Here is a 24,794-nt window from a genome sequence, read left to right as displayed (position 1 = left end):
CGACTTCGCCGGCGCCACCTCCTCCGCCTCCTCCAAGCTCCTCCACGGCGGTCTGCGCTACCTGCAGACCGGCGCGGTGAAGCTGGTGGCGGAGAACCACTTCGAGCGCCGTGCGGTGTCTCGCCAGGTGGCTCCCCACCTGGCGAACCCGCTCACGTTCTACCTGCCCGTGTACAAGGGCGGCCCGCACGGCGCCGCGAAGCTCGGGGCCGGCGTCTTCGCCTACTCCGCCCTCTCCGCGTTCGGAGACGGCGTCGGCCACCTCCTGTCCCCCGCCAAGGCCGCCCAGGACGTGCCCGAACTGCGCACCGACAACCTCAAGGCCGTCGCCGTCTACGGCGACGACCAGATGAACGACGCCCGCATGGCACTCATGACCGTCCGCGCGGCCGTCGACGCCGGCGCCGTCGTCCTCAACCACGCCGCGCTGCAAGGACTCCGCTTCACCCGGGGCCGGGTCACCGGCGCGGACCTCAAGGACACGCTGTCGGGTGAGGAGTTCGGTGTCGACGCCCGCCTGGTGCTCAACGCGACCGGCCCCTGGGTGGACCACCTGCGCAAGATGGAGGACCCCAACGCGGCCCCCTCCATCCGCCTCTCCAAGGGCGCCCACCTGATCCTGAAGCGCACCTCCCCCTGGAAGGCCGCGCTGGCCACCCCCATCGACAAGTACCGGATCACCTTCGCCCTCCCCTGGGAGGACATGCTGCTCCTCGGCACCACCGACGAGGCGTACGAGGGCGACCCGGCCGATGTGGCCGTCAACGACAACGACATCACGCAGATCCTCGGCGAGGCCGCGTTCTCCATCCGGGACCAGCAGCTCGACCGTGACCTCATCACCTACGCGTACACGGGTCTGCGCGTGCTGCCGGGCGGCCCCGGCGACACCGCCAAGGCCAAGCGCGAGACCGTCGTGACCGAGGGCAAGGGCGGCATGCTGTCCGTCGCGGGCGGCAAGTGGACGACCTTCCGCCACATCGGCCGCACCGTGCTGCGGAAGCTGGAGTCGCTGCCGGGCCACCCGCTCGGCGACGACATCGAGCCCGTTTCCCGGCTGCCCAGGAAGCTGCCGTTGCCCGGCGTCGCCAACCCCCACGCCGTCGCGCACCGCCTGCTGCTCGACAACGACCTGCCGGGCCCGGACGTGGCGGTCGACACCGCACGGCACCTGGCCACCCACTACGGCTCCCTCGCCTATGACGTCGCGCGGCTCGCGCGGCAGTACCCGGAGCTGGGCGAGCGCGTCCACCCCCACGCCCCCGAGATCTGGGCGCAGGTCGTCTACGCACGCGACCACGAGTGGGCCGAGACGGTCGACGACGTGCTGCGCCGCCGGACCACGCTGACGATCCGCGGCCTGGCCACGGACGACGTCCGGGCCAAGGTGCAGAACGTGCTCCAGGACAAGCCGCACGACGCCTGACGCGCCGACGTGTGTCCACCGAAGCCGAGCAGGCCGCCGGCGACACCCGTCGCCGACGGACCGTCCTCTCAGGCCCCGGGCAGGTCCAGACGGACCACCGCACCGATCTCAACGAGCTGTTCAGGCAGGGCGAGGTCGGAGACCCCCATGACGGTGCTGGTCGGACGGCGCTCCCCGACGTACTCACGGTGGAGCCGGGCGACCGTGTCGAAGTGCTCGCGCAGGTTCCTGACCAGAACCGTGGTCTCCACTATCTGCGCCCGGGTCGCACCGAAGTGCGCCAGGACCCGGTCCAGGTTGGCCAAGGTGGTGGCGGTCTGGAGCGCGAAGTCGCCTTCACCGACGAAGACACCCTTCTCGTCATGGGAGAGCTGACCGGAGACATACACGGTGTCGCCGACGCGTCGGGCCTGGCTGTAGCCGTACAACCCCTCCCAGGGAACTCCGAAGTCGAACGTCTCGTCGCGCATGTCTAACCTCCGCAGACAGGTACCGGATCTGTTCCGAGATTGGTATTGCTGTCACAGCATGGACCACTTTCACTGCATCAGTCATGGAAACAATGTTTTTGATACGTTGTTCATGACGATCCCGCCCTACGTCGGAGGCACTGTGGAACTCTTCCCCTCGATGCCCTACGCCGACTGGACCGGCACCCGCGAGACACTGCACCGGTTCGCCCAGGTGGTCGGCAAGATCAGGCTGGCCGCGTCACCGCGCCGCAACCACTGGTGGAACGTCCCCTTCCACCTCACCGGGCGGGGCATCACGACCCGGCCCATGGGACTGACCGACCAAGGCGACTTCTTCTGTGTCGACTTCGACTTCACCGACCACCGCCTCGTCGTCACCGGCGGCGCGGGGAGCGAGGCGTCGTTCCCGCTGCACGGACTGTCGGTCGCCGCGTTCTTCGGACGACTGACGGACGCGCTCGCCCAGGTCGGCGTGGACGTGCGGGTCGAGCGTCCCTACCCCTTCGACCTCCCGGACGCGCGGCGTCCCTTCGCCGAGGACGAGGAGCATTGCACGTACGACCCGGCGGCGGCCCACCGGTACTGGGTCGTCCTGTCGCAGGTCAACCTCGTCCTGGAGGAGTACGCCGCGCGCTGGGCCGGCAAGACGAGCCCCGTGCACCACTTCTGGCACACCTTCGACATCGCGGTGACCAGGTTCTCCGACACCGTCGTGGCACACCCGCCGGAGGTCGACGCGGTGACGCGAGAGGCCTACTCACGCGAGGTGATCAGCGCGGGCTTCTGGTTCGGTGATCCCGACTACCCCGAGCCCGCCTTCTACTCGTACACCGCCCCGGAGCCCGCGGGCCTGGCCACATGGCCGCTCCGCCCCGAGGCGGCCTTCTGGCAGGCGAGAAAGAGCGGTTCCCATCTCGCGGTACTGCCCTACGAGCGGGTCCGCGCGGCGGCGTCGCTGCGGGGCGAGGTGCTCGCCTTCTACGAGAGCGCCTTCCTCGCCGGGGCCGGGGCGGCGGGCTGGAGCCTGGCGGTGGACAGCTGCCCCGACGGCATCACGGACGTCGTGGCGGGCTGACCTTCAGAAGAGCGGAAGTCCCGGCTCCGCGCCGAACCGTACCCGGCCCACCGCCTCGAAGCAGTCGGCCGAGTGGTTGGCGTGCTGGAGGGCCGCCATACCGTCCCTGAACCGCCGTTCGACGGTGTTGTGACGGTAGAGCGAGGCGGATCCCGCCAGTTCGTACATCGACACCAGGGCCCGCCTGCACACCTGTGCCGCGTGGCTCATGGCCCCGCGCAGATCGGCGCGCAGATCGAGCGTGGCCTCCTCGCCGTTTTCGCCGGCCTCGGTCAGCGCGCCCGCCGCGGTCATCAGCAGCAGGTGTGCGGCGCGCAGGTCCGTCTGCGCGCGGGCGATGGCGGACTGCGCGCGTGCGGTGTCGGCCAGAGGCGTCCCGGTCATGGTCGTCTTGCCCGGTGCCAGGGCGATCACGTCGTCGACCATGGCCCGGGCGACGCCGAGCGCCACGGCCGTGCAGCCGGGCAGTACCAGTGCGGGGATGAAGGTCCGGTACGGAGGCCTGTGCAGGCGGGCGGGCACGTCGAAGCGGGCGGCCAGCTCGGCCGGGACGACGGCACCGATCGCCAGGACGTCGTCGCTGCCGGTGCCCCGCATCCCCGTCACGTCCCAGGTGTGCCGCACCTCGACCTGGTCCCGGCCCAGGACGAACAGCCGCACGTCGGGCACACCGGCGGCGACCTCGCGCGGCGCCCCTCCCTCCAGGACCACCGCCACCACCACGAGCCGGTCGGCATGGCCGATGCCGCTGACGATCTTCCAGTGCCCGGACACCCGGTAGGCGTCGCCCTCGGCCACCGCCGTGCCGGGCGAGCCGGAGTTGGCGAAGACTGGATCCGCCCCGCCGCCCCACAGCCGCTCGGCTCCTCTCTCGCCCAGCAGGGCGCCGAGGAAGCCCCAGTTGCCGTTCCACACCGTCCACGCCACCGAGGCGTCGATGCGGGCCAGTCGCTCGTAGACGTCGAGCACTTCGGTCAGCGACGACTCGGTGCCCCCGTACTCACGCGGGGTGAGCATGCGGAAGGCCCCGTGGTCCCGCAGCGCCTCGACGAGTACCTCGGGCAGATCAGCGCGGGACTCCGCCTCCGCGAGGGCCTCCCGGATGAAGGGTTCGAGGACGGCGGGCAGGTCAACGGGGGAAACACGGGTCATGAGGACTCGTTTCACGAGGGGCGCGGCAGCCCCCGGATCCGTCGTCGTGGGGGTGGGGCTCACGCCGGAGTGCAAGCCGAGGCCACATCATGCCATGTGACACCGTCTACGGCACACGGTGTCTTTGCCGCCACTTATGTGCACCTTTTCCGGTTATGTTGGACTCAGCCTCGTGTCACACCAGTGCGAGAAGGGGAACCGCTGTGACCTACACGTATCCTCCCGGCCGAACAGGCCTCCTGCTCATCGACACGGTGAACGATGTCTTCGCCGAGGACGGCAAGGGCTATCCGCTGTACGCGGCCGAGTTCGCCCGCATCGGGCTGCTCGGCAACCTCACACGCCTGCTGGCGGGGCTCCGCGAGAAGGACGTGGCGGTGTTCTTCTCCCCCATGTCCTACACCGACGAGGAGTACGCGTCCTGGCGCCACCCGACCGGCCTGCACCGGGCGATGTTCGAGAACAGGCTGTTCGAGGCCGGGAGTTGGGGCGCGGAGTTCCACCCGGAGCTGTCACCGGCCGAGGGCGAGGTGACACTGGCCCCGCACAAGAACATCGACGTGTTCGCGACGACCGACCTGGACACCCAGCTCAGACGCCGTGGGGTCGAGCACCTTGCCCTGGGCGGGATGATCGGGACGATGTGCGTCGAGTCGACGGCGCGCAGCGCCATGGAACGCGGCTACCACGTCACCATGCTCTCGGACGCCACCGCCTCGGACGGGGACGCGGTGTCCCACGCGAAGATGCTGGATCGCTACGCCCTGTTCGCCCACGCGGTCCTGGACGTCGACGGGTTCCTGGCGGCAGCGCGTCCTTGAGTCATCCGGGCTGTCCGCGGCAGAGGTTGTCACAACATTCTGGGCAACCCTGTCATATGGGGACAGGCGGATGACGTCCGGCTCCCCCGGACCGACCGCCCGCGGCTCCGCCTCGCGCCGGTCTGTGGCGAGGCGGAGCCGCGACACCGTCGTACTCCGTCCACTGGAAAGGCACCGTGATGCATCGTCCCGTTCTCACCCGGCGTGCCCGGACCCCGCTCGTCCTCGTCTCCGCCGCGACCGTCGCCGCGGCGCTCCTGGCGACCACGGCCGGTCCGGCCAGCGCGGGCCGCGGCCACGGCCCCTCCCCGACGAAGCCGACCGTCGTCCTCGTCCACGGCGCCTTCGCCGACTCCACCAGCTGGAACGACGTGGTGAAGGAGTTGCGGCGGGACGGCTATCCCGTGGTCTCCGCCGCGAACCCGCTGCGCGGCCTGAAGAGCGACGCCGCCTACGTCCGGCAACTGGTGGACAGCATCGACGGTCCGGTCGTGCTCGCCGGACACTCCTACGGTGGAGCGGTGATCAGTGACGCGGCGCGGGGCGCCGCCAACGTGCGCGCACTGGTCTTCATCGCCGCGTACATCCCGGAGAAGGGCGAGAGCGCGGCCGAACTGACCGGCAAGTACCCCGGCAGCACGCTCTCCGACGCTCTGCGCTCCGTTCCCGTCACCCTGCCCGGTGGCGGAGCGACCGAGGACCTGTACATAGAGCAGGCGAAGTTCCATCACCAGTTCGCCGCCGACGTGCCCAGGAACGTCACCGACCTGATGGCCGTGGCCCAGCGCCCGGTGACCAGCGCCGCGCTGGCGGAGAAGGCCGGCGAGCCCGCCTGGCGCACCATCCCGGCGTACGCCCTCGTCGCCACCCAGGACCTCAACATTCCGCCGAAGGCCCAGGTCTTCATGGCGGAGCGGGCCCGGGCCTTCACGGTGAAGGTCAAGGCGTCACACGCTGTCAGCGTGTCCCGCCCGCACGAGGTCGCCGACATCCTGGAGCTGGCCGCTGCCCGCTCCCGGTGAGCCGCGTCCGCCCCGCAATGACCGGACAACGACAAGGAGCCCCCGCATGACGAACCATGTGTACCGGATCACGGAGATCGTCGGCACCTCACCCGACAGCGTCGACGACGCCGTCCGCAACGGCATCGCGCGCAGCGCGGAGACACTGCGCCATCTCGACTGGTTCGAGGTGGACCAGGTGCGCGGCAGCATCGAGGACGGCCGGATCAGCCACTGGCAGGTCTGCCTCAAGGTGGGCTTCCGGTTGGAGGACCCTTCCTGACGGCAGGACGGAGGCGCGGTCCGTCGACACGGACCGCGCCTCCGTGCGTCCGACGTGAGTGAACACCGTGTGGGATGGGAGAGAAGGCTTCACAGGGGCGGCGACTTCCAGTGACGCCGTTGCCAACCCTACGTGTGGTGACAACAATGAAGGAGATGATTGAGAGGAACACATGGTCTCCGCAGCACACACGACACAGAGCATCGAGAGCACCGCTGAGAACCTCCGGGAAGAGTTGCTCAGGCTTGAGGTCCAGCGCCAGTCCCTGGAACGCGAACTCGCCGCGGTGGTGGCCCACCTCGGTTCCGTGCAAACAGCGCTGCACGCCTTGCAGGACCTCATGCGGACGCCCCCGCTGAGCGCCCGCACCGAACCTGCCGGCCCGGAGCCGCAGCGCGCGCCGGACCGGCCGTCCGGCAGGCGGAGGGTGAAGGCCGTCGACACGAGTGACTCCTCCTTGGGCGGGTACGGCCGGCTCACCGAGCAGATCCTCCAGTTCCTCGCCTCGTCGGGGGGCGCCGACGTACGGGCCCGTGAGGTCGCTGCCGCGCTCGGCCGGGACACCGACGCCGGCAGCATCAACGCCGTGCGCAGCACCCTCGACCGTCTCGTGGGCACCTCGCGTGTCGAGCGTGCGGGCCGAGGTCTGTACCGCGCCAAGACCTCCTGAAGGCAGGCCGGCTCCCGGCCTGTTCGGCACTACCGGCCGGATGTCACCACCGTGAGCAGCACAGCGGAGTCCTCCAGGGCCTCCAGCGCATGCCTGGCCTGCGGAACGACGAGCAGGTCACCGGTTCTGCCCTCCCAGTCCTCCTCGCCACTGGTCAGCCGGACCCGGCCACGGAGAACCATCATGGTCGCTTCGCCCGGGTTGCCGTGCTCGGAGAGTGCCGCTCCCGACACCAGTGTCAACAGTGTCTGCCTCAGGGCGTGCTCATGGCCGCCGTACACCGTCTCGGCGCTCCGCCGTGCGCTGGAGGACGCGGCCCGCTCGAGCAACTCGCGAGCCAGGGCATCAAGTGAGAATTTGCGCATAACGAGCAGTATTCACGACAGGGCACGCCCGTGCCATGGGTCCGAGGCAATCAACGGTGTTTTTCTCGCTGTGGCTCGGCCCCACCGTGTGCCGCGTCCATAAGCCGACAGCGAGGTGGGCGGCAGGGCGTTGCCGCCCCGCCACCCGCTCCCTGTTCCTCGCTAGGAAGCGGAGCCCGGGTGCAGGTACGCGCGGTCGATCGTCTGCCGCACGCTGTTTCCGGCCGCGTCGGTGGCGGTCACCCGAAGGGTCACCGCGGCGTCGCCGTGGACGCGGGACGGCCGCTCGACCGTGGCGGTGAACCTGCCGGTGCTCACACGCTCGGTGCGCGCCCTGGTCCAGGTGTGGCCGTCGTCATAGGAGGTCTCCAGGCGTACGGTTACCCCACGCGGGGCGGCCATGCCGTCCTGCATGCGGACGCCGATGCCGACGGTGTGCCGACGCTGCGGGCCCACGGCGTTGCCGGCGTCGACCGGCACCGCGTAGTCGACCTGGAGCAGCGGCAGTTCGGCCTCTTCCGTCTCAGTACCGGAGGTGAAGGTCCAGGACGTGCGGGTGCCGGTACCGAAGCGCCAGTCGTCGGAGGTACGGGAAGTCCTCAGGTCCAGCCGGTAGTCGGCTGCCCCGCCGGGCACCTCGACGTCACCCCACATGCCGTGCTGGGAGCTGAATACTTGCTCCCCGTCGTGGTAGAGCGCCGCCTCGGCCGTGTCGCTGACGGGTTCCTGCCCGTCCCGGGCGCCGATGCCGCCGCCGAAGTCGGCGACCTCAGCGAACGACCAGTGGCCGGGCGCGGAGTCGGTGAACTCGGGAATGTGCACGGACAAGGTGTCGCCGTGGCGGACGGACGGCCAGGGCGCGCCGACCGGGATCGACGGGCGGACCGGGCCGGAGAACCAGCGCTCCGTGCCGCGCTGACCGGGGCGGTAGGTGTGCGGCAGGTCCCGCATGCCGACCTGGAGGCGCCGGTGGGGGTCGGGTACCACGTTGTGGTGGACGGTGTGGCTCCACAGGGTGTCGCCTGCCCTGACGTACTCGAGGCGTTCGCGTCCGACGGGCACGTAGCGGCTGGTTTCGTTGTTCCAGGCGGTCTCCTGGTAGGGGCGCCAGCCGAATCGCTGTTCGCTGGTCCACGCGGAGTCCCCGGTGCGGGTGTAGGTGGCGCGGATCACGGCGCTCTCCCGCTCTGTGACGGTGTGCACGATCCTCTCGGGGACGGAGCCGGTCGCGACCTGCATCACGTCGTAGAGGTACGGGCTGCGCACGGTTCCGGAGAAGTGCACCACTGCGGAGCGGCCCTTCCTGACCCGGGCGAGGAGTGCGGTGCCCTGGGTGTGGGGGGCCCGCAGCACGGGGAGGGGCTCACGGTCTCCGTCGGGCTGCCACCAGCTCCAGACCGTCTGTCCGCGGGGCCAGACCAGCAGTACGGCCTTGACGCCCGCGGCCTTGGCGCGCGCCAGCATCGCGTCGCCGGGGTCGCTCTCGTACTCCAGCACAGCGAGCTTCCCGCGGGCCGCGCGGAAGTCGGGGGCGGCCGTGCTCCCCGCGTCGACGGCCCGCAGCCGGGCGCCGCCGTCGCCGAACGCGGGCGAGGTCGGCTCGTAGTACGGCGTGAACCGCACTGCGCCACCGGCTACTTCGGCACGTAGTTGCGGGGCCGTCAGCTGCCAGCGGGTGGAGAACTCGAAGCTGCCGTCGGTGACCTGCGGACTGGGGCTGGCGTAGACGTGTTTGACGGCGTCGAAGTACATGCTGCCCCACGACCAGCGATAGCCGTCCAGTTCGCGCCGCCAGTTGACGTTGAGGATGCTGCGCTGCTCGGCGGGGCGGGGCGTGCGGATCTCGACCTCGGTGGCGTCCGCGGCGTTCAGTGTGACCGTGGTGTCCTGGGTGACCTTCACCTCGGGCGCGAACAGCTCGCGCACCTCCTCGCCGTCCTCGGCCGAGTAGGCGAAGGAGGCGTTCAGGAAGTACGTGCCTTCCTCGACGGTGGCGACGGCGGCGTCACGGTCGGTGTAGTCGACGAAGCCTTCCGCGCCCCAGATGTTGGGCAGCACACCCGGCATGACGTGCCCGTCGCGGTCACGGACGACCACGGTCAGACGGTGTTCGGGGGCGCGTACCAGGAGGGAGAGGGTGGTGTGGGCGACCGTCGTTCCGTCCGCGGCCGTCGCGGTGACGTAGCCGAAGTACTTGCCGCGTGCGGCGGTGCCCGGCGTGACGTCCAGCGGTACCTCGGCGGTGGCGCCGGCACCGACCCGTACCGTGTCGGTGCCCGGGGTGACCACACCGTCGGGCAGCCGGCGCCCCGTGTCGGTCGCGAGCCGGACGTCGAGCCGCAGGTCGACGGGGCGGTCACCGGTGTTGGTGTACCGGACGGTGTCCTTCTGCCGGGTGGTGCCCCTGCCGGGCACGAGCGGATCGAGGACGACCGTGCCGGTCGCGGTGACAGGGCCCGCGGCGGCGGTCAGATCGACGCGGCCCGCCACGTCGAACAGGCGTCTGTCGAGGGTGCCTGCCGCCACCAGGGCCTCGGCGTCGGCCGGGAGGACGGTGAGTGAACCGTCGCCCTGCTCAAGGGTCCGGAAGGGGATGTGTCCGCGTCCGGGGCCGGGCAGGACCGACGCGGTGCGGCGGTGTGCGGACACCTGCGTCACGGTGACCTGGTCCCCGTCACCAGCCGTACGGTCACCGGGCCTTCGCCGAGGGCTGTGCGGGGGGCCGGCGGCGCTGACCGCCGTCGGCTGCGGCCCGGCGGCGGCGGGAGCGCTCCCGCCGGCCGCTGTCGCACCGATCGTGATGGCCGCCGTGAGGCGGGCCCAAGCCGTTAGTCGCACACGTGCGCCCTTCTGGGAAATCGAGTGATGGCCGGATTCAACACCGTGTGAAGACAAGGTGTCATCCGTCGCAGGTGTCACAACTGCGCCATGTCCCGATCCCGCCAGCGGACGGGCAGGGGCTCAGCCGGCCGCGGGCACGGGGAGGTGACGGTGGGTCCCCGCCCCGAGGGCCGCGTGCCGCCGCGGCAGTTCCGTGGCGCCGACCGGCTGCGGACGCTGTCCGGAGTCGGCGGTCAGGAGCCGTTCGAGAGCGCCCATCTCCCCGGATCGCGCGGCGACCACGAACGCGCACACCAGTCGGTGATGGTCGGCGCTGTCGACCGGAGCGTTGCTCTCGACGTGCAGGCGCTTGCGGGCCCGGCTGACGACCTGGCGGGCGTTGGGCTGGCTGAGCCCGCACAGGACCGCTATTTCGCCGTACGTGTAGTCGAAGGCCTCGCGCAGGACGAAGACCGCCCGTTCCGTGGGGCTGAGTTTCTGCAGCAGTGCCAGGAGGGCCGCACCGACCGTCTCGGCCTGTTCGAACGCGTTGCCCGGGTCCGCCGCCTGCGCGTCCGCCGCCTGCGGCTGCGGGGAGATACCCACCACTTCGCGGCGGGACCGCGCGGACTGGTTGACGTTGATGGCCAGGTGAACGGTGGTCCGGAGCAGGAAGGCCGTGGCCGCATGGACCCGGGAGCGGTCCGTGTTCTGCCAGCGGACCCATACCTCCTGGACGATGTCCTCGGCCTCGGCCGTGTCACCGACGACGCGGTAGGCCACGCTGACCAGCCGGGGCCGCAGGCGCATGAAGTCCCGGCAGGCGCCGTGCAGCCCGTCCGGCGTGGTTGCTGTGACAGCTTTCTCAAACACACCTGCGTGTGTCGGATCGACGTGGCAATGCGGCATCTGAAACCCCCCAAGACGGCAGTACCCGAGTGAGGGCGTCCGCCGGACCCAGGGGGTCGGCGTTTCGCCTGGTCAAAGCTCATCAGTTCACCGGAGCGTCGACCAGGAACAAACAGCGGCAGATCTGCCTGTGCCGGAAAGGTGTGAGTCGCCAGGCCGCAAGGTGGTTACCGGACCGGGCCCGCCTGTCGGCCGTATCGCTCCCGGGCGAGGGCCACGGTGCCGGCCGGAACGGCCCCCTCGCGGGCCAGCCGGTCCAGTGCCGCCAGGACGATCGACTCGGCGCTCACATGGAAGTAGCGCCGTACCGCGTCGCGTGTGTCGGAGAGACCGAAGCCGTCGGTGCCCAGGGACGCGTAGTCCTGTTCGACCCACTGGCTGATCTGGTCCGGTACCTGTCGCATCCAGTCGCTGACCGCCAGCACGGGCCCGGGCGCGCCCGCCAGTGCGCGGGTCACGTACGGGGTGAGGTCCTCGCCGCGCAACCGCGCCTCGTCGGCGCGCATGGCGTCGCGGCGCAGTTCCGTCCACGAGGTGACCGACCAGACGTCGGCGTGCACGTCCCAGTGGGACCGCAGCAACTCCTGTGCTTCCAGGGCCCAGTGGATGGCTGTTCCCGAGGCGAGCAGTTGCAGGCGGGCGGCGGCGTCCGGGGACTCGGCCGGCCGGAACCGGTAGATCCCCCGCACGATGCCCTCGCGGACGGCCGGCCCCTGCGGCATGGGGGGCTGCTGCTTCGGCTCGTTGTAGACGGTCAGGTAGTAGAAGACGTCCTCGGCCTGTGGGCCGTACATCCGGCGCAGCCCCTCCTCGACGATGACGGCGATCTCGTAGGCGAAGGCCGGGTCGTAGCTCACCGCGGCGGGGTTGGTGGAGGCCAGCAGGTGGGAGTGGCCGTCGGCGTGCTGGAGTCCTTCGCCGGTCATCGTGGTGCGCCCGGCGGTGGCGCCGACGACGAAGCCGCGGCCCATCTGGTCGGCGAGGGCCCACAGTTGGTCGCCGGTGCGCTGGAAGCCGAACATCGCGTAGAAGATGTAGAAGGGGATCATGGGCTCACCGTGGGTGGCGTACGAGGTGGCCGCCGCGGTGAACTCGGCCATGGACCCGGCCTCCGTGATGCCCTCGTCGATGAGCTGGCCGTTCCTGGCCTCGCGGTAGTGGAGCAGTTGGTCGATGTCGACGGGCTCGTAGGTCTGGCCGTCCGGCGAGTAGATGCCGGCCGTCGGGAACAGTGACTCCATCCCGAAGGTGCGGGCCTCGTCGGGCACGATCGGCACCCAGCGGTGCCCTGTGTCCTTGTCCCGCATCAGGTCCTTGACCAGCCGGATGAGCGCCATGGTCGTGGCGATCTCCTGTTTGCCGGACCCCTTCTCCAGGGCCCGGAACGGGCTGGGGGAGAACCGTGTCAGCGCTCGGGGCACCACCCTCCGTACCGGTACCGGGCCGCCCAGCGCGGCGCGGCGTTCCCGGAGGTAGCGTGCCTCGTCCGAATCCTCGCCGGGGTGCCAGAAGGGCGCCTCGTCCCCGCGCAGGGCGCTGTCGGGGATGGGCAGTCGCAGAGTGTCCCGCAGATGCCGGAACTGCTCCATGGTCAGCTTCTTCATCTGGTGGTTGGCGTTGCGTGACTGGAACTCCGGACCCAGCGTGTGTCCCTTGATCGTCTGGGCGAGCACCACGGTGGGCTGTCCGCGATGCTCCACCGCGGCCCGGTAGGCGGCGTGCACCTTGAGCGGCTCGTGGCCGCCCCGGGAGTCGGCGAACAGGTCGATGAGCTGTGCGTCCGTCAGCCCGGCGGCGACGGCGGACAGTTTCTCGCCGGTGAAGAAGTGGGCCCGTATGTACGCGGCGTCCCGGGCCGCGTACGTCTGGAGCTGGGCGTCGGGCAGTTCGTCCAGGCGATGCACGACGGCACCGTCGGTGTCCCGCTGCCACACGGTGTCCCACGCCTGTCCCCACAGGGCTTTGACCACGTTCCAGTCCGCGCCCCGGAACCGTGCCTCCAGCTCCTGCACGATCTTGGAGTTGGGGCGGACGGGCCCGTCCAGCCGCTGGAGGTTGCAGTTGACGACGAAGACGAGGTTGTCGAGCCCCTCGCGGGCGGCGAGGGTCAGGGCGGCCGTGGACTCGGGTTCGTCCATCTCCCCGTCGCCCAGGAACGCCCAGACACGTGAGCCCGAGGTGTCCTTGTCCCCCGGTTGTGGAGGTACCGGTTGAATCTGGCCTGGTAGATCGCGGCGAGCGGGCCCAGTCCCATGGAGACCGTCGGGAACTCCCACAGCCAGGGCAGGCGCCTGGGATGCGGGTAGGAGGGCAGACCGTGTCCGTCCGCCTCCCGCCGGAAGCCGTTGAGCTGCTGCTCGCTCAGACGTCCTTCGAGGAAGACGCGCGCGTAGATGCCCGGCGAGGCGTGTCCCTGGATGTACAGCTGGTCACCGGAGCCGTCCTGGTCCTTGCCCCGGAAGAAGTGCTGGAACCCGACCTCGTAGAGCCAGGCGGCGGAGGCGTACGTCGAGATGTGGCCGCCGAGCCCCAGGCGCGAGCCGCGGCTCACCATGACGGCCGCGTTCCACCGGTTCAGGGCCGTGATCCGGGTTTCCATCGACAGGTCCCCCGGGAACGCCGGCTGGGCCGCCGTCGGGATGGTGTTCAGGTAGTCGGTGGAGACGAGCCGGGGCAGTGCGAGGCCGACGCGTGCCGCGTGTTCGTGGACGCGCCGCAGCAGGTACACCGCGCGCTCCGGGCCCGCCCGCTCGATGACGGCGTCCAGGGACGCCCGCCACTCCGCCGTCTCCTCGGTGTCCCGGTCGGGCAGCTGGTCCAGTTCACTGGTCCGGAACGTCTCCGCGGGCAGTTCGGGAAGAGTCATGTCGGCCTTCCGGTCGGGGCGGTCGGGACATGGCATCGGCAGACCATGTGGGTTGTCGGCCATGCGCCCTTCAAGACCGGGGGGACGCCGGTGTTGTGACACCCGCACGTGCGGGTGCCGCAGTGGTGCGGCGGGTGGCACGGGTCACAGTCGCGGCGCACGCTGTCACAGCGGGCAGGGGCATCCGGTCTCACCTGTGAAGGACTGTCTGCCGACCGTCTGCTTGAGTTCTGGAGGAGATCATGCGCATCGCTGTGGCCGGGGGAACGGGTTGGATCGGCTCGCTGGTGGTGCGGGAGGTCCGCGAGCGGGGACACGCGCCGGTCGTCCTCGCCCGGTCCCAGGGTGTCGATCTGCTGACGGGCAAGGGGCTCGGGGACGCCCTGCGCGGAGTGTCCCGGGTGATCGACGTGTCCAACATCGCCACGCTGAGCCTGAAGCGGGCGGCGGCATTCTTCGAGACGGCCACGCCGAATCTGCTCGAGGCGGGGCAGCGAGCCGGAGTGGAGCACCACGTGACGCTGTCGATCGTCGGCTGCGACCGCGTCCCGACCGGCTACTACATCGCCAAGCACCGGCAGGAACAGCTCGTCCACGACTCCCCCGCGCCGACCACGGTGCTCAGGGCCACCCAGTTCCACGAGTTCGCCGCCCAGATGCTGGCGCGCACCGATGCCGGTCCGGTCAAGATGGTGCCGCGGATGCGGACCCAGCCGATCGCCGCCGCCGAGGTCGCCGCGGCGCTGGTGGCCCTGGCGCTCGGTGACGCCCGGGGCAGTACGCCCGAGCTGGCGGGTCCGGAGGTGCGGGAGATGACGGACATGGTGAAGCAACTGCGGGAGGCGACCGGGCAGCGAGCGCTGGTGGTTCCGCTGCGGCTGCCGGGCGCGGCCGGGAAGGCCATGGCGGAGGGTGCGCTGCTGCCCACGGAGGACGGCCCGCGAGGGGCGATCACGTTCGACGCGTGGGTCGCGGAGCGCGCGGCCGCCGAGGCCGGGACGTCGTCGGCCGCATGAACACCGGGCCGGTGCCCCGCCCTGTGCAGCGCACCGGCCCGTACCGGGGCGGGGGTCCGGGCGGGACGCGTCGCCGGGCCATGACCTGGCCGCAGGGCGCCGTCAGGCGTAGTGATGACGCCGTCAGGCGTAGTGATGACGGGCCCGCGCAAGGCCGCCGCGGAATGCGGACGTCTTCGGCAGACGCCCCTCGTAGGCCGCGAGCGCCCACGCGTGGTACGCGAATTGGGCCGCCAGCCACGGATCCTCCAGCGCCTCGGCCGCCCCGGCGGCCGTGTGGAAGACCTCGGGCCAGTGGCTCCAGAACATCCAGCGGTAGGAGAACCAGTGCAGTGACTGCGCCACCTCCACCACCCTGGGGTGCTCACCGGCCGCGGCGACCGCCCGGTAGGCGGCCAGCCATGTCGTCCCCTCCGCCTGGAGCCACTCCCGTGCCTCGTCCGCACCGGACAGCTGCACCATGCCGGGGCGCGCGTGCGAAGCCGGTGCTCGGTGGCCGGGCTCGTGCCACCGGCCGGCCGCCATCGCGTTGTCCAGCAACCAGTGGTGCAGGTCGGCCCGCACGCTGTCGATGTCGCGGACGGTTTCCTCGGCCCGCAGCCGGTCGCCGGCGAACAGCCGCAAGAGGTCGTGCAGGCGGTAGCGCCCCCGTTGCACGGTGAGGAGTCCGGCCTCGACCAGCTCGTCGAGGCTGCGCTGCGCCGCGGGCAGGGCCTGCCCACTGAGCCGGGCGGCACAGGACGCCGTGGTGGCCCCACCGTCGATCAGCGCCAGCCGGCGGAACATATGGGCCGCGGCCGGGCCGAGCTGCCGGTACGACACGTCGAAGGCGGCCGACACCCGGACGTCCCCGGCCGCCAGGGCGTCGAGGCGTCGTTCCTCCACCGCGAGCCGGTCCGCGAGGCGGCGTATCGACCAGGCGGTGCGGGTGGCGAGCCAGTTCCCGGCGACCCAGAGGGCGAGCGGCAGCCGGCCGCACCGCTCGGCTATCTCGGCGATCGCCGCCGGCTCGGCCTCCGCCCGCTCCCGCCCGATCAGCGTCGTCAGCAGGCCGGCGGCATCGTCCGGGGACAGCTCCCCCAGCACGAGACGGTGTCCGCTGCCCAGGCCCGCCAGGTTCCTGCGGCTGGTCAGGATCACCATCGAGGTTCCGGCCCGGGGCAGCAGGGGACGGACCTGCTCCTCGTCACGCACGTTGTCCAGCACCAGCACGCACCGCTGGCCGGACAGCACCCGCTGATAGAGGGCGGGGTGGCCGTCCGCTCCGGTGTTGGCGAGTTCCCGGTCACCGACGCCGAACGCCTTCAGCACCCGGACCATCAACTCGGCCGACTCGGGCGCGTCCTCGTCCAGCCCGCGTCCGTCGACGAGCACCTGCCCCGCGGGGAAGCGGTCGGCGATCTGCCTCACGGCGTGCAGCACGAACGCCGTCTTGCCCGCGCCCGGCGCACCGGACACGGCCACCACGACCGGCTGTCCAGCGGCCGACGCCGCCGCTTCGACCAGCCTGGCCAGCTCCGTCTCACGCCCCATGAAGGCCTCGGTCGCGCGCGGGAAGTCCCGTAAACCGGGCTCGGAGCCGGGCGCGCCCGGCTCACGCCCGCCGTTGCGGCCCGCCAGCAGCAGCGCCCGCTGCCCCTCGCCCAGACCGAGTCCGTCCGCCAGCGCCTCGACCGTGCGCCGTTGCGGAACGGCCCGCCGCCCCCGCTCCAGATCGCTGATGCCGCGCACACTGACGCCGGACGTCCTGGCCAGCTCCGCGATCGTCAGACCCGCCTCCGTTCTCAGACGCCGCAACAGCATCGAGAAACTCACATCAGCCAACCCGCACTCCCCCGCACCAGCGTGTGAATCTGCGATCAAACCATAAAAGACTTTCAGCCATATCGGGTGTGATTTTCGGACATGGCCCCGTCGGTCGTCCTGCCGACATCCGCTCCTGTCCGCGAGCCCACCGTGTCACACATCACGACACCACCTTGTCTTTACGGGAAAAGGGCCCTTCCGGACTCACGGCGCGTCCCGCCGCGCCGCAGCCGGTTCCGGCCGGGACCGCGGACGCGGCCTCGCGTCGTCCCGAACAGAGGAGTTGCACATCATGAGCAAGCCAGTTCTCGAGCAGGCGGCCCAGGACTTCGCCGACGCCACCTCCCAGCCCCCCTTCCTTTACGAACTCGGCCCCGAGGGCGCCCGGAAGGTGCTCGACGACGCCCAGGCCGGCCCGGTCGAGATGCCCGACGTCGACGAGGAATGGATCACCGTTCCCGCCGAGGTCGGTGACGTGCGCGTCCGCATCGTCAAGCCCGCCGGGACCACCGGGGTGCTGCCCGTGGTCCTCTACGTGCACGGCGGCGGCTGGGTGCTGGGCAACGCCGCGACCCACGACCGGCTCGTGCGCGAACTGGCCACCGGCGCCGAGGCCGCGGTCGTGTTCGTGGAGTACGACCGCTCCCCCGAGGCCCGCTACCCCGTGGCCATCGAGCAGGCCTACGCCACCGCCCGGTGGATCACCGCGAAGGGCTCCGAGAAGGGCCTGGACAGCTCCCGGCTGGCCGTCGCGGGCGACTCGGTCGGCGGCAACATGACCGCGGCGCTGGCCATCATGGCCAAGCAGCGGGGCGACGTGACCTTCGTCCACCAGTCCCTGTACTACCCCGTGACCGACGCCGCGCAGGACACGGACAGCTACCGGACCTTCGCCGACGGTCCGTTCCTGACCGCCAAGGCCATGGCCTGGTTCTGGGACTGCTACACCACCGACCCCGCGCAGCGCGCCGAGATCACCGCTTCCCCGCTGCGGGCCTCCCTGGAGGAGCTGGCCGGGCTGCCGCCCGCTCTCGTCCTCGTCGACGAGAACGACGTCCTGCGCGACGAGGGCGAGGCCTACGCCCGCAAGCTCACCCAGGCCGGTGTCCCGACCACCAGCATTCGGTACAACGCCATCCTGCACGACTTCATGATGCTCAACACCGTGCGCGGCACTCACGCGAGCACCGCCGCCATCGAGCAGGCGATCCGTACCCTGCGCAAGGCCCTGGGCACCGCCTGAGCAGCCCCGGCCGGGCGATGACCCCGACCATCTCGCCCGGCCGGCCGGCTCCGGGGCCGCACCCGGCTCTCCCCTTCCCGGCCGGCGCCCGCATGCCGCACCGCCGTCCGTTACGCAGAAAGGCAATCCCATGCCGCAGTCCTCCTCGACACCGCCGACCGTCGTCCTCGTGCACGGAGCCTTCGCCGACTCCTCCAGTTGGAACGGTGTGGTCACCCGGCTGAGCGAGCAGAACATCCGCACCGTCGCCGCGGCCAACCCACTGCGCGGCCTGGCGCACGACGCCGGCTACGTCCGGGAACTCCTCGCCTCCGTCGACGGTCCCGTGGTGCTCGTCGGGCACTCCTACGGCGGTGCCGTCATCAGCGCTGCGGCCGTCGGAGCCGACAACGTCAAGGCGCTCGTCTACGTCGCCGCCTTCCTCCCGGAGCCCGGTGAGAGCGCGGCCGACCTGTCCGGGCGCTTCCCCGGCAGCACGCTGGGCGAGACCCTCCGAGAGGTGCCGGTGACGCTGACCGACGGCTCCAAGGCCACGGACTGCTACATCGACGCGGACAGGTTCCACGGACAGTTCGCCGCGGACGTCCCGGAGGAGGTGACCCGGGTCATGGCGGTCACCCAGCGGCCGATCACGGCCGAGGCGCTCGCGGAGAAGGCGACCGACGCGGCGTGGAAGACGCTTCCCTCCTGGGTTCTGGTCAGCCAGGGCGACCAGAACATTCCCCCTCGGGCCCAGTCCTTCATGGCCGAGCGCGCAGGCGCCCAGACGGTGACCGTGGAGGCGTCGCACGCGGTCAGTGTGTCGCAGCCGGACGCCGTGGCCGGTCTGATCGTCGAAGCGGTCCAGGGAACGTCCTGAACGACACCGGTGACTGCGGCAACCAAACAAGGGAAAGTGTGGCACACTGTCCAGGTCACAGTGTTTCGCACCGTGACTGCCGCTCACAGTTGTCCGACACCGATCGCATGACTGACGGCGCATACGCGGCCTGCTCCTGCCTGTCCCCCGTCGGGCGGGGGCAGGCCGCTTTCGTATGGGGCAGGGGTCTGTGCGGAAAGGCTGAAGGGTTGATTCCGTGGCCAGAGGAAGCGTTATCCGGTATGACAGCGTTCGAGGGTACGGCTTCATCGCCCCGAGTGACGGTGGCGACGATGTTTTTCTCCATGTGAACGATCTGCGTTTTCCGGGGACGCAGGTGCACCCGGGAGCCGTCGTGGAGTTCGAGGTCGCCGAGGGAGAGCGGGGCCTCAAGGCGACCGAGGTGAGCCTGGTCGCGACGGTCCCCGACCAAGCGCCCACCCCGAGCGCACCCGCCTCGTCCCAGGTCCTCACTCCGGAGCGGTACCGGCAGGAGGTCACCGAGGTACTGCTTCGTACGGCGCCCTCACTGACGGCGCAGTCCCTCGTCGAGGCGCGGCGAGGACTGATCGAGCACGCGCGGTCGCACGGCTGGATCGAGGGGTGAGGTCCTCGCCTGGTCGTGCGCTCACTGTTGCAACTTCGCGAGGTGCTCCCGGGCCTTGACGGCGTAGTCAGGATTGGCGTCGGCTCCCAGTTCCAGGCAGCGGGTGAAGGCGTCCCGGGCTTCCGACACGCGTCCCGCCTCCAGCAACGCGATGCCCAGGTTGACCACGTTGATGCTTTCCGTGGCGGTGTTGCCGCTCGCACGGCTCAGCTCGCAGGCCGCTCCGCTGTGCTCGATGGCCTCGTCCCAGCGCCTCAGCTGAATGTGGGCAACGCCGGCGGCGGCGTGCAGGTTGGCCAAGGTGAAGTGGCGGATATGGGGTTCGACGGCGTCCCCGGCAGCGTGGAGGGCGTCCAGCGCGCGTTGGACCTCGACCGTCGCTTCGGCGGGTCGCTGGGCTCGTACGAAGATGTTCGCACTGGCACTGACGGCCTGTATGGAGCCGTGGATGTCGCCGACAGCCTCGAAGAGCTGAGCGGCCACCTTGTTGTGGTGGACGGCCGCCTCGAAGTCGTCGATCAGCCGCAGCGCCCAACCGCGGTAGAAGTGGGACCACGCCTGTTGCTCCAGGGAGCCGCATCGTTCGGCCGCGGCAAGGGCCTGGGCCGAGCGGACGAGACTGTCTTGGTGACGGCTCTCGCAGAGCAGCAGCGCCCAGGCGTGATAATTGAGGTGCGTGGCCTCCCACAGGGGATCGGAAAGCGCCTGCGCGGACTCGGCGGCCAGGGAGAAGACCGTGGGCCAGTGGCCCCAGAAGACCCACTGGTCGGAGAACCAGTGCAGGGCCTCGGCCACTTCCACCACCGTGGTGTGATCCCCGGCGGCGGCCGCCGCGCGCAGCGCGCCCAGCCAGTTGACGCCCTCGGCCTTGAGCCAGTCGCGCGCCTTGTCGGAGTCCGACAGGTCGACGTTGCCCCGCCATGCCGGGGATGGGGCGCCGTGCGCGGGTTCGTACCAACGGCCCGCGACCACGGTCGTCTCCAGCAACCAGCGGTGCATCGCGGCCTTGGCGTCCGTGGCCTCGGAACCACTCTCGTCGACGTCCAGCCGGGTGCGGGCGTACACGCGCAACAGGTCGTGGAAGGCGTACCGGTCCGTGCCGGAGCCGACGAGCAGTCCCGCTTCGACCAGTTCCTCCAGGATGTCCTCTGCGTCGAAGACGGGCCGGCCGATCAGTGTGGCGGCGCACGCGGTGCCCATGTCGGGCCCCTCCACCAGCGCCAGGCGGCGAAACATACGAGCGGCCTCCGGTGTCAACTGCCGGTAGGAGACGTCGAAGGCGGCGGTCAGCCTCGGATCGTCGACGGCCAGCGCATCCAGGCGCTGCTCCTCCGCGGCGAGTCGGTCCGCGAGCCGTCGCACCTCCCAACCGGTGCGGGTGGCGAGCCAGTTGCCCGCCACCCGGAGCGCCAGGGGCAGGTGCCCGCACAGCTCGGCCACCTCGGCCAGCGCTTCTGCTTCGGCCGCCGCCCGCTCGACGCCCACCAGACCGGCGAGAAGGTCCCTGGAGTCCCGCGGGCGCAGCGCTCCGACCTGCATCCGCTGTACGCCTCCCAGTCCGGCGAGCATCCGGCGACTGGTCACCAGCGCCATCCCGTCGCCGGTGCCCGGCAGCAGGGGGCGGACCTGAGCCTCGTCACGCCCGTTGTCGAGGACGAGGAGCAGTCGGCGCTCGGCCAGCGCTCGGCGGTACAGCTCGGGGTGTCCCTGTGGTCCGGCCTTGGCCAGTTCGGAGTCGGACAGGCCCAGGGTCTTGAGGATCCTGAGCATCAGCTCGGACCAGTGCGGCGGGTCGTCGTCCATGCCCTGGAGGTTCACCAACAGTTGCCCGTCCGGGAAGCGGGGGGCCAGTTCGCGGACTGCGCGCAGGGCCAGGGTCGTCTTGCCCACGCCTGGTGCTCCCGAGAGGACTATCACCGGCTGCTGGCCGCTGCCTCGCTCCGATTCCAGTTGCCACGCCATGTCCGACAACCGGGCCAGCTCCGCCTCCCGGCCGGTGAAGTCGTCGACCTCCCGCGGCAGCGCGCCGGGGCCGACGGCATTGTCGCCGTTCGAGCGTCTCGCCCGACCGGCCCGAGCGGCCGACAGCAGTCGGTCACGCTCGGCCGCGTCCAGTCCCAGGCCGTCCGCCAGTGCCGCGACCGTCCGCCGCTGGGGTACCGTCCGCTCGCCCCGTTCCAGGTTGCCGATGCCCCGGGCGCTCACTCCCGATTTTTCCGCCAGGCTCTCGATCGTCAGTCCCGCGTCCTGTCGCAGCCGCCGCAGCAATTGTCCGAAATCCCCGTTATCCGGCACGCCGAATCCCTCCCCGTCCATCCGCAGCGTCGTTCACAGCGCCCCGTACATCTCCCGGGGCGTTCGTTCATGGGTGGGCAACCGTGGTGGCCTCGGTCCTTTCGCCCTCATACGCTCAGCGACGGCCCGTCAGAAGTGGGCCGGGCGCGTCTCGTTCGCGACACCGGGTGCTGTCCGCCGAGGTGTCCCGCTCTTCGGCCGGTCGCATGATGTTCCGCATGTCCAAGGGGCGACCCCCCCGGCGACCACTGTCGTCGCCCGGCGCCCGATCGATACCCGGGTTCCCCCCGGGGTCGGTCCCTGGGGCCCGTGCACCGACCCCGGGGTGTCAAGTCGTCAGAAGGCGGCCCCGAGGCCGGGAGTTCGGGGTTGTAGCTGCACCTGCTTGCGGGAGGTGACGCCCAACTTGGCGAAGATGTTGCCCAGGTGCCATTCGACGGTGCGGGGGCTGATGAAGATACGGACACCGATCTCCGCGTTGGTCAGGCCCTCGCGGACGAGCCGCACGATCTGTGCCTCCTGCGCAGTGAGGCGGTGCGCGGTCTGCGTCTTGTCCCGGTGCACCTTCTCGCCGGTGGCCAGCAGTTCACGTGAGGCCCGCCGGCTGAAGGCGGCCATGCCCATCTCGGTGAACGACGCGTGCGCGAGGCGCAGTTGCTCACGCGACTCCCGTTGGCGACGCTCGCGGCGCAGCCACTCGCCGTACAGCAGGCGGCTGCGGGCCAGCTCACCCCGCAGCGCGGTGCCGTCGAGCCGTTCGACGGCCTCACGGTAGTGCTTCTCGGCCGCCGCTCCCCCGGTCACCAGCGCCCGGGAGCGGGCCTCGACGCCCAGACCCCAGTCGGTCCCGCTCGGCCCGGTCCGCTCGGACAGTCGGCGGAAGGCATCGAGGGCACGTTCCTCCTCGTCGCAGCGGACCGCGGCCTCGACATACTCGGCCAAGGCCCAGCCGACCGCGACGCTCGCCTCCCGCTGGGGGTGGTCCGCGGCCGCGGCTGCTGCCACCAGGGCCTCCTCGTAGCGCCCCAGGCTGTTGTGGAGCAGGGCGAGGCTCCAGCCGCTGACGAGCAGCACCACGCCCTCGCCCCGGCTCACCGCATCAGCGTCCACCCTCGCCAGCAACTCGGCGTGGCGCACCTCGTCGCCCTGCCAGGCGGCAATCATGAGAGAGGTGTGCGCCGGGTGGCTGATCCCCACGGCCTCCGAGACCGTGCGCAGCTCCTCGGTGCGGAACGCAGCCGAGGCGAGGTCGCCCGCGAAGATGTCCACCGAGGCACGGGTGGCCAGCGCGAAGGGGCGCGCCGCGGACTGGCCACTCTCCTCCACGAACCTCAGGAGCCGGCCGGCGAGCCGGTCCCAGGCGTCGTAGTCCCAGATCATGGCCGCCGACAGCGCTGCCTGCCACAGCCAGCGCAGGCCGTCCGCGACGGACAGCTCCGGGTCGGAGAAGGCGTTCAGTGCGCTCCGCAGCTTCCGCACACCCGGCTCCTGGCCTTCGGCGACCAGCGCCGCGAGCCCGTCCAGGAGGCGATCCACAGCTCGGGGTGGGCCGCTGAGAGCGGGGGCCGCGTGGGCCGCCTCGGCGGCTTCCAGTTGGCCACCGCCGGCGGCCAGAGGACCGGCGAACATGGCTGCGCCGAGCGCGTCGAGGTAGGTCTCGCGAGCCAGTGGTGCGTCCAGCTTCTGGAGGTGCCGGGCCGCCGCCAGCAGAAGGGGGAAGGCATCGTTTCCCCGTCCGACGGCGTAGGTGATCTGGGCCCGCAGCAGGTCCGCCTGTCCCCGTAGGTGCTCGTCGAGCGGGCCCGCCCCCACCACCGACAGCATCCGCAGCGCCTCGTCCGGCGTCCCCGCGTAGTGCAACGCCCAGGCGGCGTCCAGCGCACGCCGCTGCCGACGGGCCCGGTCGGGCGTCAGTTCCACCGCCCGCGCCAGGAACGCCGCCGCGGCGGCGAGTCCCCCGCGCGACCGCGCCCGGTCGGCCGACGTCACCAGCTCCGCCGCCACCTCCTCCGAGGTGCCCCGCGTCCCTTGTGCCGCGTGCCAGGCGCGCCGGTCCGGATCGGCCGCCGCGTCCGTCACGTCGGCCAGGACCCGGTGCGCCCGGCGCCGTTCGTCCGGTGAGGCCGCCCAGTACACCGCCGACCGCACCAGCGGATGCGGGAACCACACCCTGTCGTCGATCCGCACCAGGCCCGCGGCCAGCGCGGGGCCTGCCGCGTCCGAGCCGACACCCAGCACGTCCGCGGCACGCCACAACAACTCCGGATCGCCCCCGGGTTCCGCGGCCGCGACCAGCAGCAACCGCCGGGTGTCGGGCGGCAGTTTCGCCGCCCGGGTCCGAAACGCCTGCTGGACGCGGCCCGCGACACCCTGCCCGCCGGGCAGCCACAAGCCGCTCGACAGCTCCGCCGGGGTCAGTTCCCGAGGCAGTTCCAGCAACGCCAGCGGGTTCCCCCGCGTCTCCGCCACGATGCGCTCCACCACACGGTCGTCCCACACGCCCGGCAGCACCGACCGCAGCAGGTTCCGGGCGTCGTCCTCGGGCAGCCCTTCGATCACGATCTCCGGCAGGCCCTTGACGTCGGCCCCCGCCGCGCCGTCGCGCAGGGCGAACAGCAGCCCCACCGACTCGGTTCCCAGCCGCCGGGCCACGAACGCCAGCGCCTCCACCGACGCCCGGTCCAGCCACTGTGCGTCGTCGACCAGACACACCAACGGCCGCTCCCGCGCCGTCTCGGACAGCAGCCCCAGCACGGCGAGACCTACCAGGAACCGGTCGGGGGCAGGCCCCGCACCGATTCCGAGGGCCGCCCGCAACGCCTTGGCCTGCGGGCCGGGGAGGCGGTCGAAGCGGTCCGCCAGCGGAGCGCACAACCGGTGCAGGCCGGCGAAGGCCAGCTCCATCTCCGACTGCACGCCCGTCACCCGGCAGACGCGGAACTGCCGGCCCCGCTCCGCCACGTAGTCGAAAAGGGCCGACTTGCCCGCCCCCGCCTCACCCCGCAGCACCAGGACCCGGCTCTCACCGTCCCGGACGGCTTCCAGCAGCCCGTCCAGTTCCGCACACACCTCACGCCGACCCCGCAGCACCCCGACCACACCGCTTC

The 24,794-nt window shown here is 71.1% G+C and carries 18 protein-coding genes and 1 pseudogene; 10 read left to right on the top strand and 9 right to left on the bottom strand.

Annotated elements, in window-relative coordinates:
• The coding region (locus tag IQ210_RS32305) for a glycerol-3-phosphate dehydrogenase/oxidase (protein ID WP_194082703.1) at positions 1-1,426 on the top strand (1,426 nt) is incomplete at its 5' end.
• A 68-nt stretch (positions 1,427-1,494) separates the two neighbouring features.
• Here the strand turns inward: IQ210_RS32305 and IQ210_RS32300 are convergent.
• A complete protein-coding gene (locus IQ210_RS32300; protein ID WP_194082702.1) occupies positions 1,495-1,896 on the bottom strand; it encodes a RidA family protein in 402 nt (133 codons plus the stop codon).
• Positions 1,897-2,038: 142 nt separating this feature from the next.
• On the opposite strand from IQ210_RS32300, the gene IQ210_RS32295 reads away from it, so the two are divergent.
• Positions 2,039-2,974, top strand: a complete 936-nt coding sequence (locus tag IQ210_RS32295; protein ID WP_194082726.1) for a DUF5996 family protein — start codon at positions 2,039-2,041, stop codon at positions 2,972-2,974.
• A gap of 3 nt (positions 2,975-2,977) precedes the next feature.
• Here the strand turns inward: IQ210_RS32295 and IQ210_RS32290 are convergent, their stop codons facing one another.
• Complete coding sequence (locus IQ210_RS32290; protein WP_194082701.1) at positions 2,978-4,126, bottom strand: acyl-CoA dehydrogenase family protein; 1,149 nt, start codon at positions 4,124-4,126, stop codon at positions 2,978-2,980.
• A gap of 203 nt (positions 4,127-4,329) precedes the next feature.
• Between IQ210_RS32290 and IQ210_RS32285 the strand changes: the two genes are divergently transcribed.
• From IQ210_RS32285 to IQ210_RS32270, 4 genes are all read left to right on the top strand, one after another.
• A complete protein-coding gene (locus IQ210_RS32285) occupies positions 4,330-4,947 on the top strand; it encodes a cysteine hydrolase family protein (protein ID WP_256785338.1) in 618 nt (205 codons plus the stop codon).
• 179 nt (positions 4,948-5,126) lie between these two features.
• Positions 5,127-5,969, top strand: a complete 843-nt coding sequence (locus IQ210_RS32280; RefSeq protein WP_194082699.1) for an alpha/beta fold hydrolase — start codon at positions 5,127-5,129, stop codon at positions 5,967-5,969.
• Between the two features lie 46 nt (positions 5,970-6,015).
• Entirely contained in the window at positions 6,016-6,231 is a 216-nt protein-coding gene (locus IQ210_RS32275; RefSeq protein WP_194082698.1) for a dodecin, read from the top strand.
• Positions 6,232-6,403: 172 nt separating this feature from the next.
• On the top strand, positions 6,404-6,901 hold the full coding sequence (locus IQ210_RS32270; protein WP_194082697.1) for a hypothetical protein: 498 nt from the start codon (positions 6,404-6,406) through the stop codon (positions 6,899-6,901).
• 29 nt (positions 6,902-6,930) lie between these two features.
• Here the strand turns inward: IQ210_RS32270 and IQ210_RS32265 are convergent, their stop codons facing one another.
• The 4 genes and pseudogenes from IQ210_RS32265 to aceE form a co-directional block, all read right to left on the bottom strand.
• Positions 6,931-7,266 carry a cupin domain-containing protein gene (locus IQ210_RS32265; RefSeq protein WP_194082696.1) on the bottom strand — a complete coding sequence of 112 codons (336 nt, stop codon included), beginning with the start codon at positions 7,264-7,266 and terminating at the stop codon, positions 6,931-6,933.
• A 162-nt stretch (positions 7,267-7,428) separates the two neighbouring features.
• Positions 7,429-9,915, bottom strand: a complete 2,487-nt coding sequence (locus IQ210_RS32260) for a hypothetical protein (RefSeq protein WP_194082695.1) — start codon at positions 9,913-9,915, stop codon at positions 7,429-7,431.
• A gap of 312 nt (positions 9,916-10,227) precedes the next feature.
• Positions 10,228-10,959, bottom strand: coding sequence for a sigma-70 family RNA polymerase sigma factor (locus tag IQ210_RS32255; protein ID WP_194082694.1), 732 nt, complete (start codon positions 10,957-10,959; stop codon positions 10,228-10,230).
• A 203-nt stretch (positions 10,960-11,162) separates the two neighbouring features.
• Positions 11,163-13,861 (bottom strand): annotated as a pseudogene (gene aceE / locus IQ210_RS32250) (pyruvate dehydrogenase (acetyl-transferring), homodimeric type).
• Positions 13,862-14,103: 242 nt separating this feature from the next.
• On the opposite strand from aceE, the gene IQ210_RS32245 reads away from it, so the two are divergent.
• Positions 14,104-14,877, top strand: a complete 774-nt coding sequence (locus tag IQ210_RS32245) for an SDR family oxidoreductase (protein WP_194082693.1) — start codon at positions 14,104-14,106, stop codon at positions 14,875-14,877.
• A 123-nt stretch (positions 14,878-15,000) separates the two neighbouring features.
• Here IQ210_RS32245 and IQ210_RS32240 read toward each other — a convergent pair whose 3' ends face one another.
• Entirely contained in the window at positions 15,001-16,692 is a 1,692-nt protein-coding gene (locus IQ210_RS32240; RefSeq protein WP_322657170.1) for a helix-turn-helix domain-containing protein, read from the bottom strand.
• A gap of 283 nt (positions 16,693-16,975) precedes the next feature.
• Between IQ210_RS32240 and IQ210_RS32235 the strand changes: the two genes are divergently transcribed.
• The 3 genes from IQ210_RS32235 (at position 16,976) to IQ210_RS32225 (ending at position 19,392) form a co-directional block, all read left to right on the top strand.
• The gene (locus IQ210_RS32235) at positions 16,976-17,926 is read left to right on the top strand and encodes an alpha/beta hydrolase (RefSeq protein ID WP_194082692.1); all 951 of its coding nucleotides are present in this window, start codon (positions 16,976-16,978) and stop codon (positions 17,924-17,926) included.
• 130 nt (positions 17,927-18,056) lie between these two features.
• Complete coding sequence (locus IQ210_RS32230; protein WP_194082691.1) at positions 18,057-18,785, top strand: alpha/beta fold hydrolase; 729 nt, start codon at positions 18,057-18,059, stop codon at positions 18,783-18,785.
• 217 nt (positions 18,786-19,002) lie between these two features.
• Positions 19,003-19,392, top strand: coding sequence for a cold-shock protein (locus IQ210_RS32225; RefSeq protein WP_194082690.1), 390 nt, complete (start codon positions 19,003-19,005; stop codon positions 19,390-19,392).
• A gap of 21 nt (positions 19,393-19,413) precedes the next feature.
• Here the strand turns inward: IQ210_RS32225 and IQ210_RS32220 are convergent, their stop codons facing one another.
• On the bottom strand, positions 19,414-21,687 hold the full coding sequence (locus tag IQ210_RS32220) for an XRE family transcriptional regulator (RefSeq protein ID WP_256785334.1): 2,274 nt from the start codon (positions 21,685-21,687) through the stop codon (positions 19,414-19,416).
• 336 nt (positions 21,688-22,023) lie between these two features.
• Complete coding sequence (locus IQ210_RS32215; RefSeq protein ID WP_322657148.1) at positions 22,024-24,786, bottom strand: helix-turn-helix transcriptional regulator; 2,763 nt, start codon at positions 24,784-24,786, stop codon at positions 22,024-22,026.
• Positions 24,787-24,794: the final 8 nt, after the last annotated feature.

Origin of the sequence: Streptomyces justiciae (genome assembly GCF_015163075.1) — a bacterium.
Classification (GTDB): Bacteria; Actinomycetota; Actinomycetes; order Streptomycetales; family Streptomycetaceae; genus Streptomyces; species Streptomyces justiciae.
The sequence above is the reverse complement of the archived record's forward strand: the minus strand, read 5'-3'. Positions and strand labels throughout refer to the sequence as shown.

Coding starts and splice junctions, on each gene's coding strand:
- IQ210_RS32300 (WP_194082702.1), bottom strand. CDS start 1,896: ATGCGCGACGAGACGTTCGACTTCGGAGTTCCCTGGGAGGGGTTGTAC.
- IQ210_RS32290 (WP_194082701.1), bottom strand. CDS start 4,126: ATGACCCGTGTTTCCCCCGTTGACCTGCCCGCCGTCCTCGAACCCTTC.
- IQ210_RS32280 (WP_194082699.1), top strand. CDS start 5,127: ATGCATCGTCCCGTTCTCACCCGGCGTGCCCGGACCCCGCTCGTCCTC.
- IQ210_RS32275 (WP_194082698.1), top strand. CDS start 6,016: ATGACGAACCATGTGTACCGGATCACGGAGATCGTCGGCACCTCACCC.
- IQ210_RS32270 (WP_194082697.1), top strand. CDS start 6,404: ATGGTCTCCGCAGCACACACGACACAGAGCATCGAGAGCACCGCTGAG.
- IQ210_RS32265 (WP_194082696.1), bottom strand. CDS start 7,266: ATGCGCAAATTCTCACTTGATGCCCTGGCTCGCGAGTTGCTCGAGCGG.
- IQ210_RS32245 (WP_194082693.1), top strand. CDS start 14,104: ATGCGCATCGCTGTGGCCGGGGGAACGGGTTGGATCGGCTCGCTGGTG.
- IQ210_RS32235 (WP_194082692.1), top strand. CDS start 16,976: ATGAGCAAGCCAGTTCTCGAGCAGGCGGCCCAGGACTTCGCCGACGCC.
- IQ210_RS32230 (WP_194082691.1), top strand. CDS start 18,057: ATGCCGCAGTCCTCCTCGACACCGCCGACCGTCGTCCTCGTGCACGGA.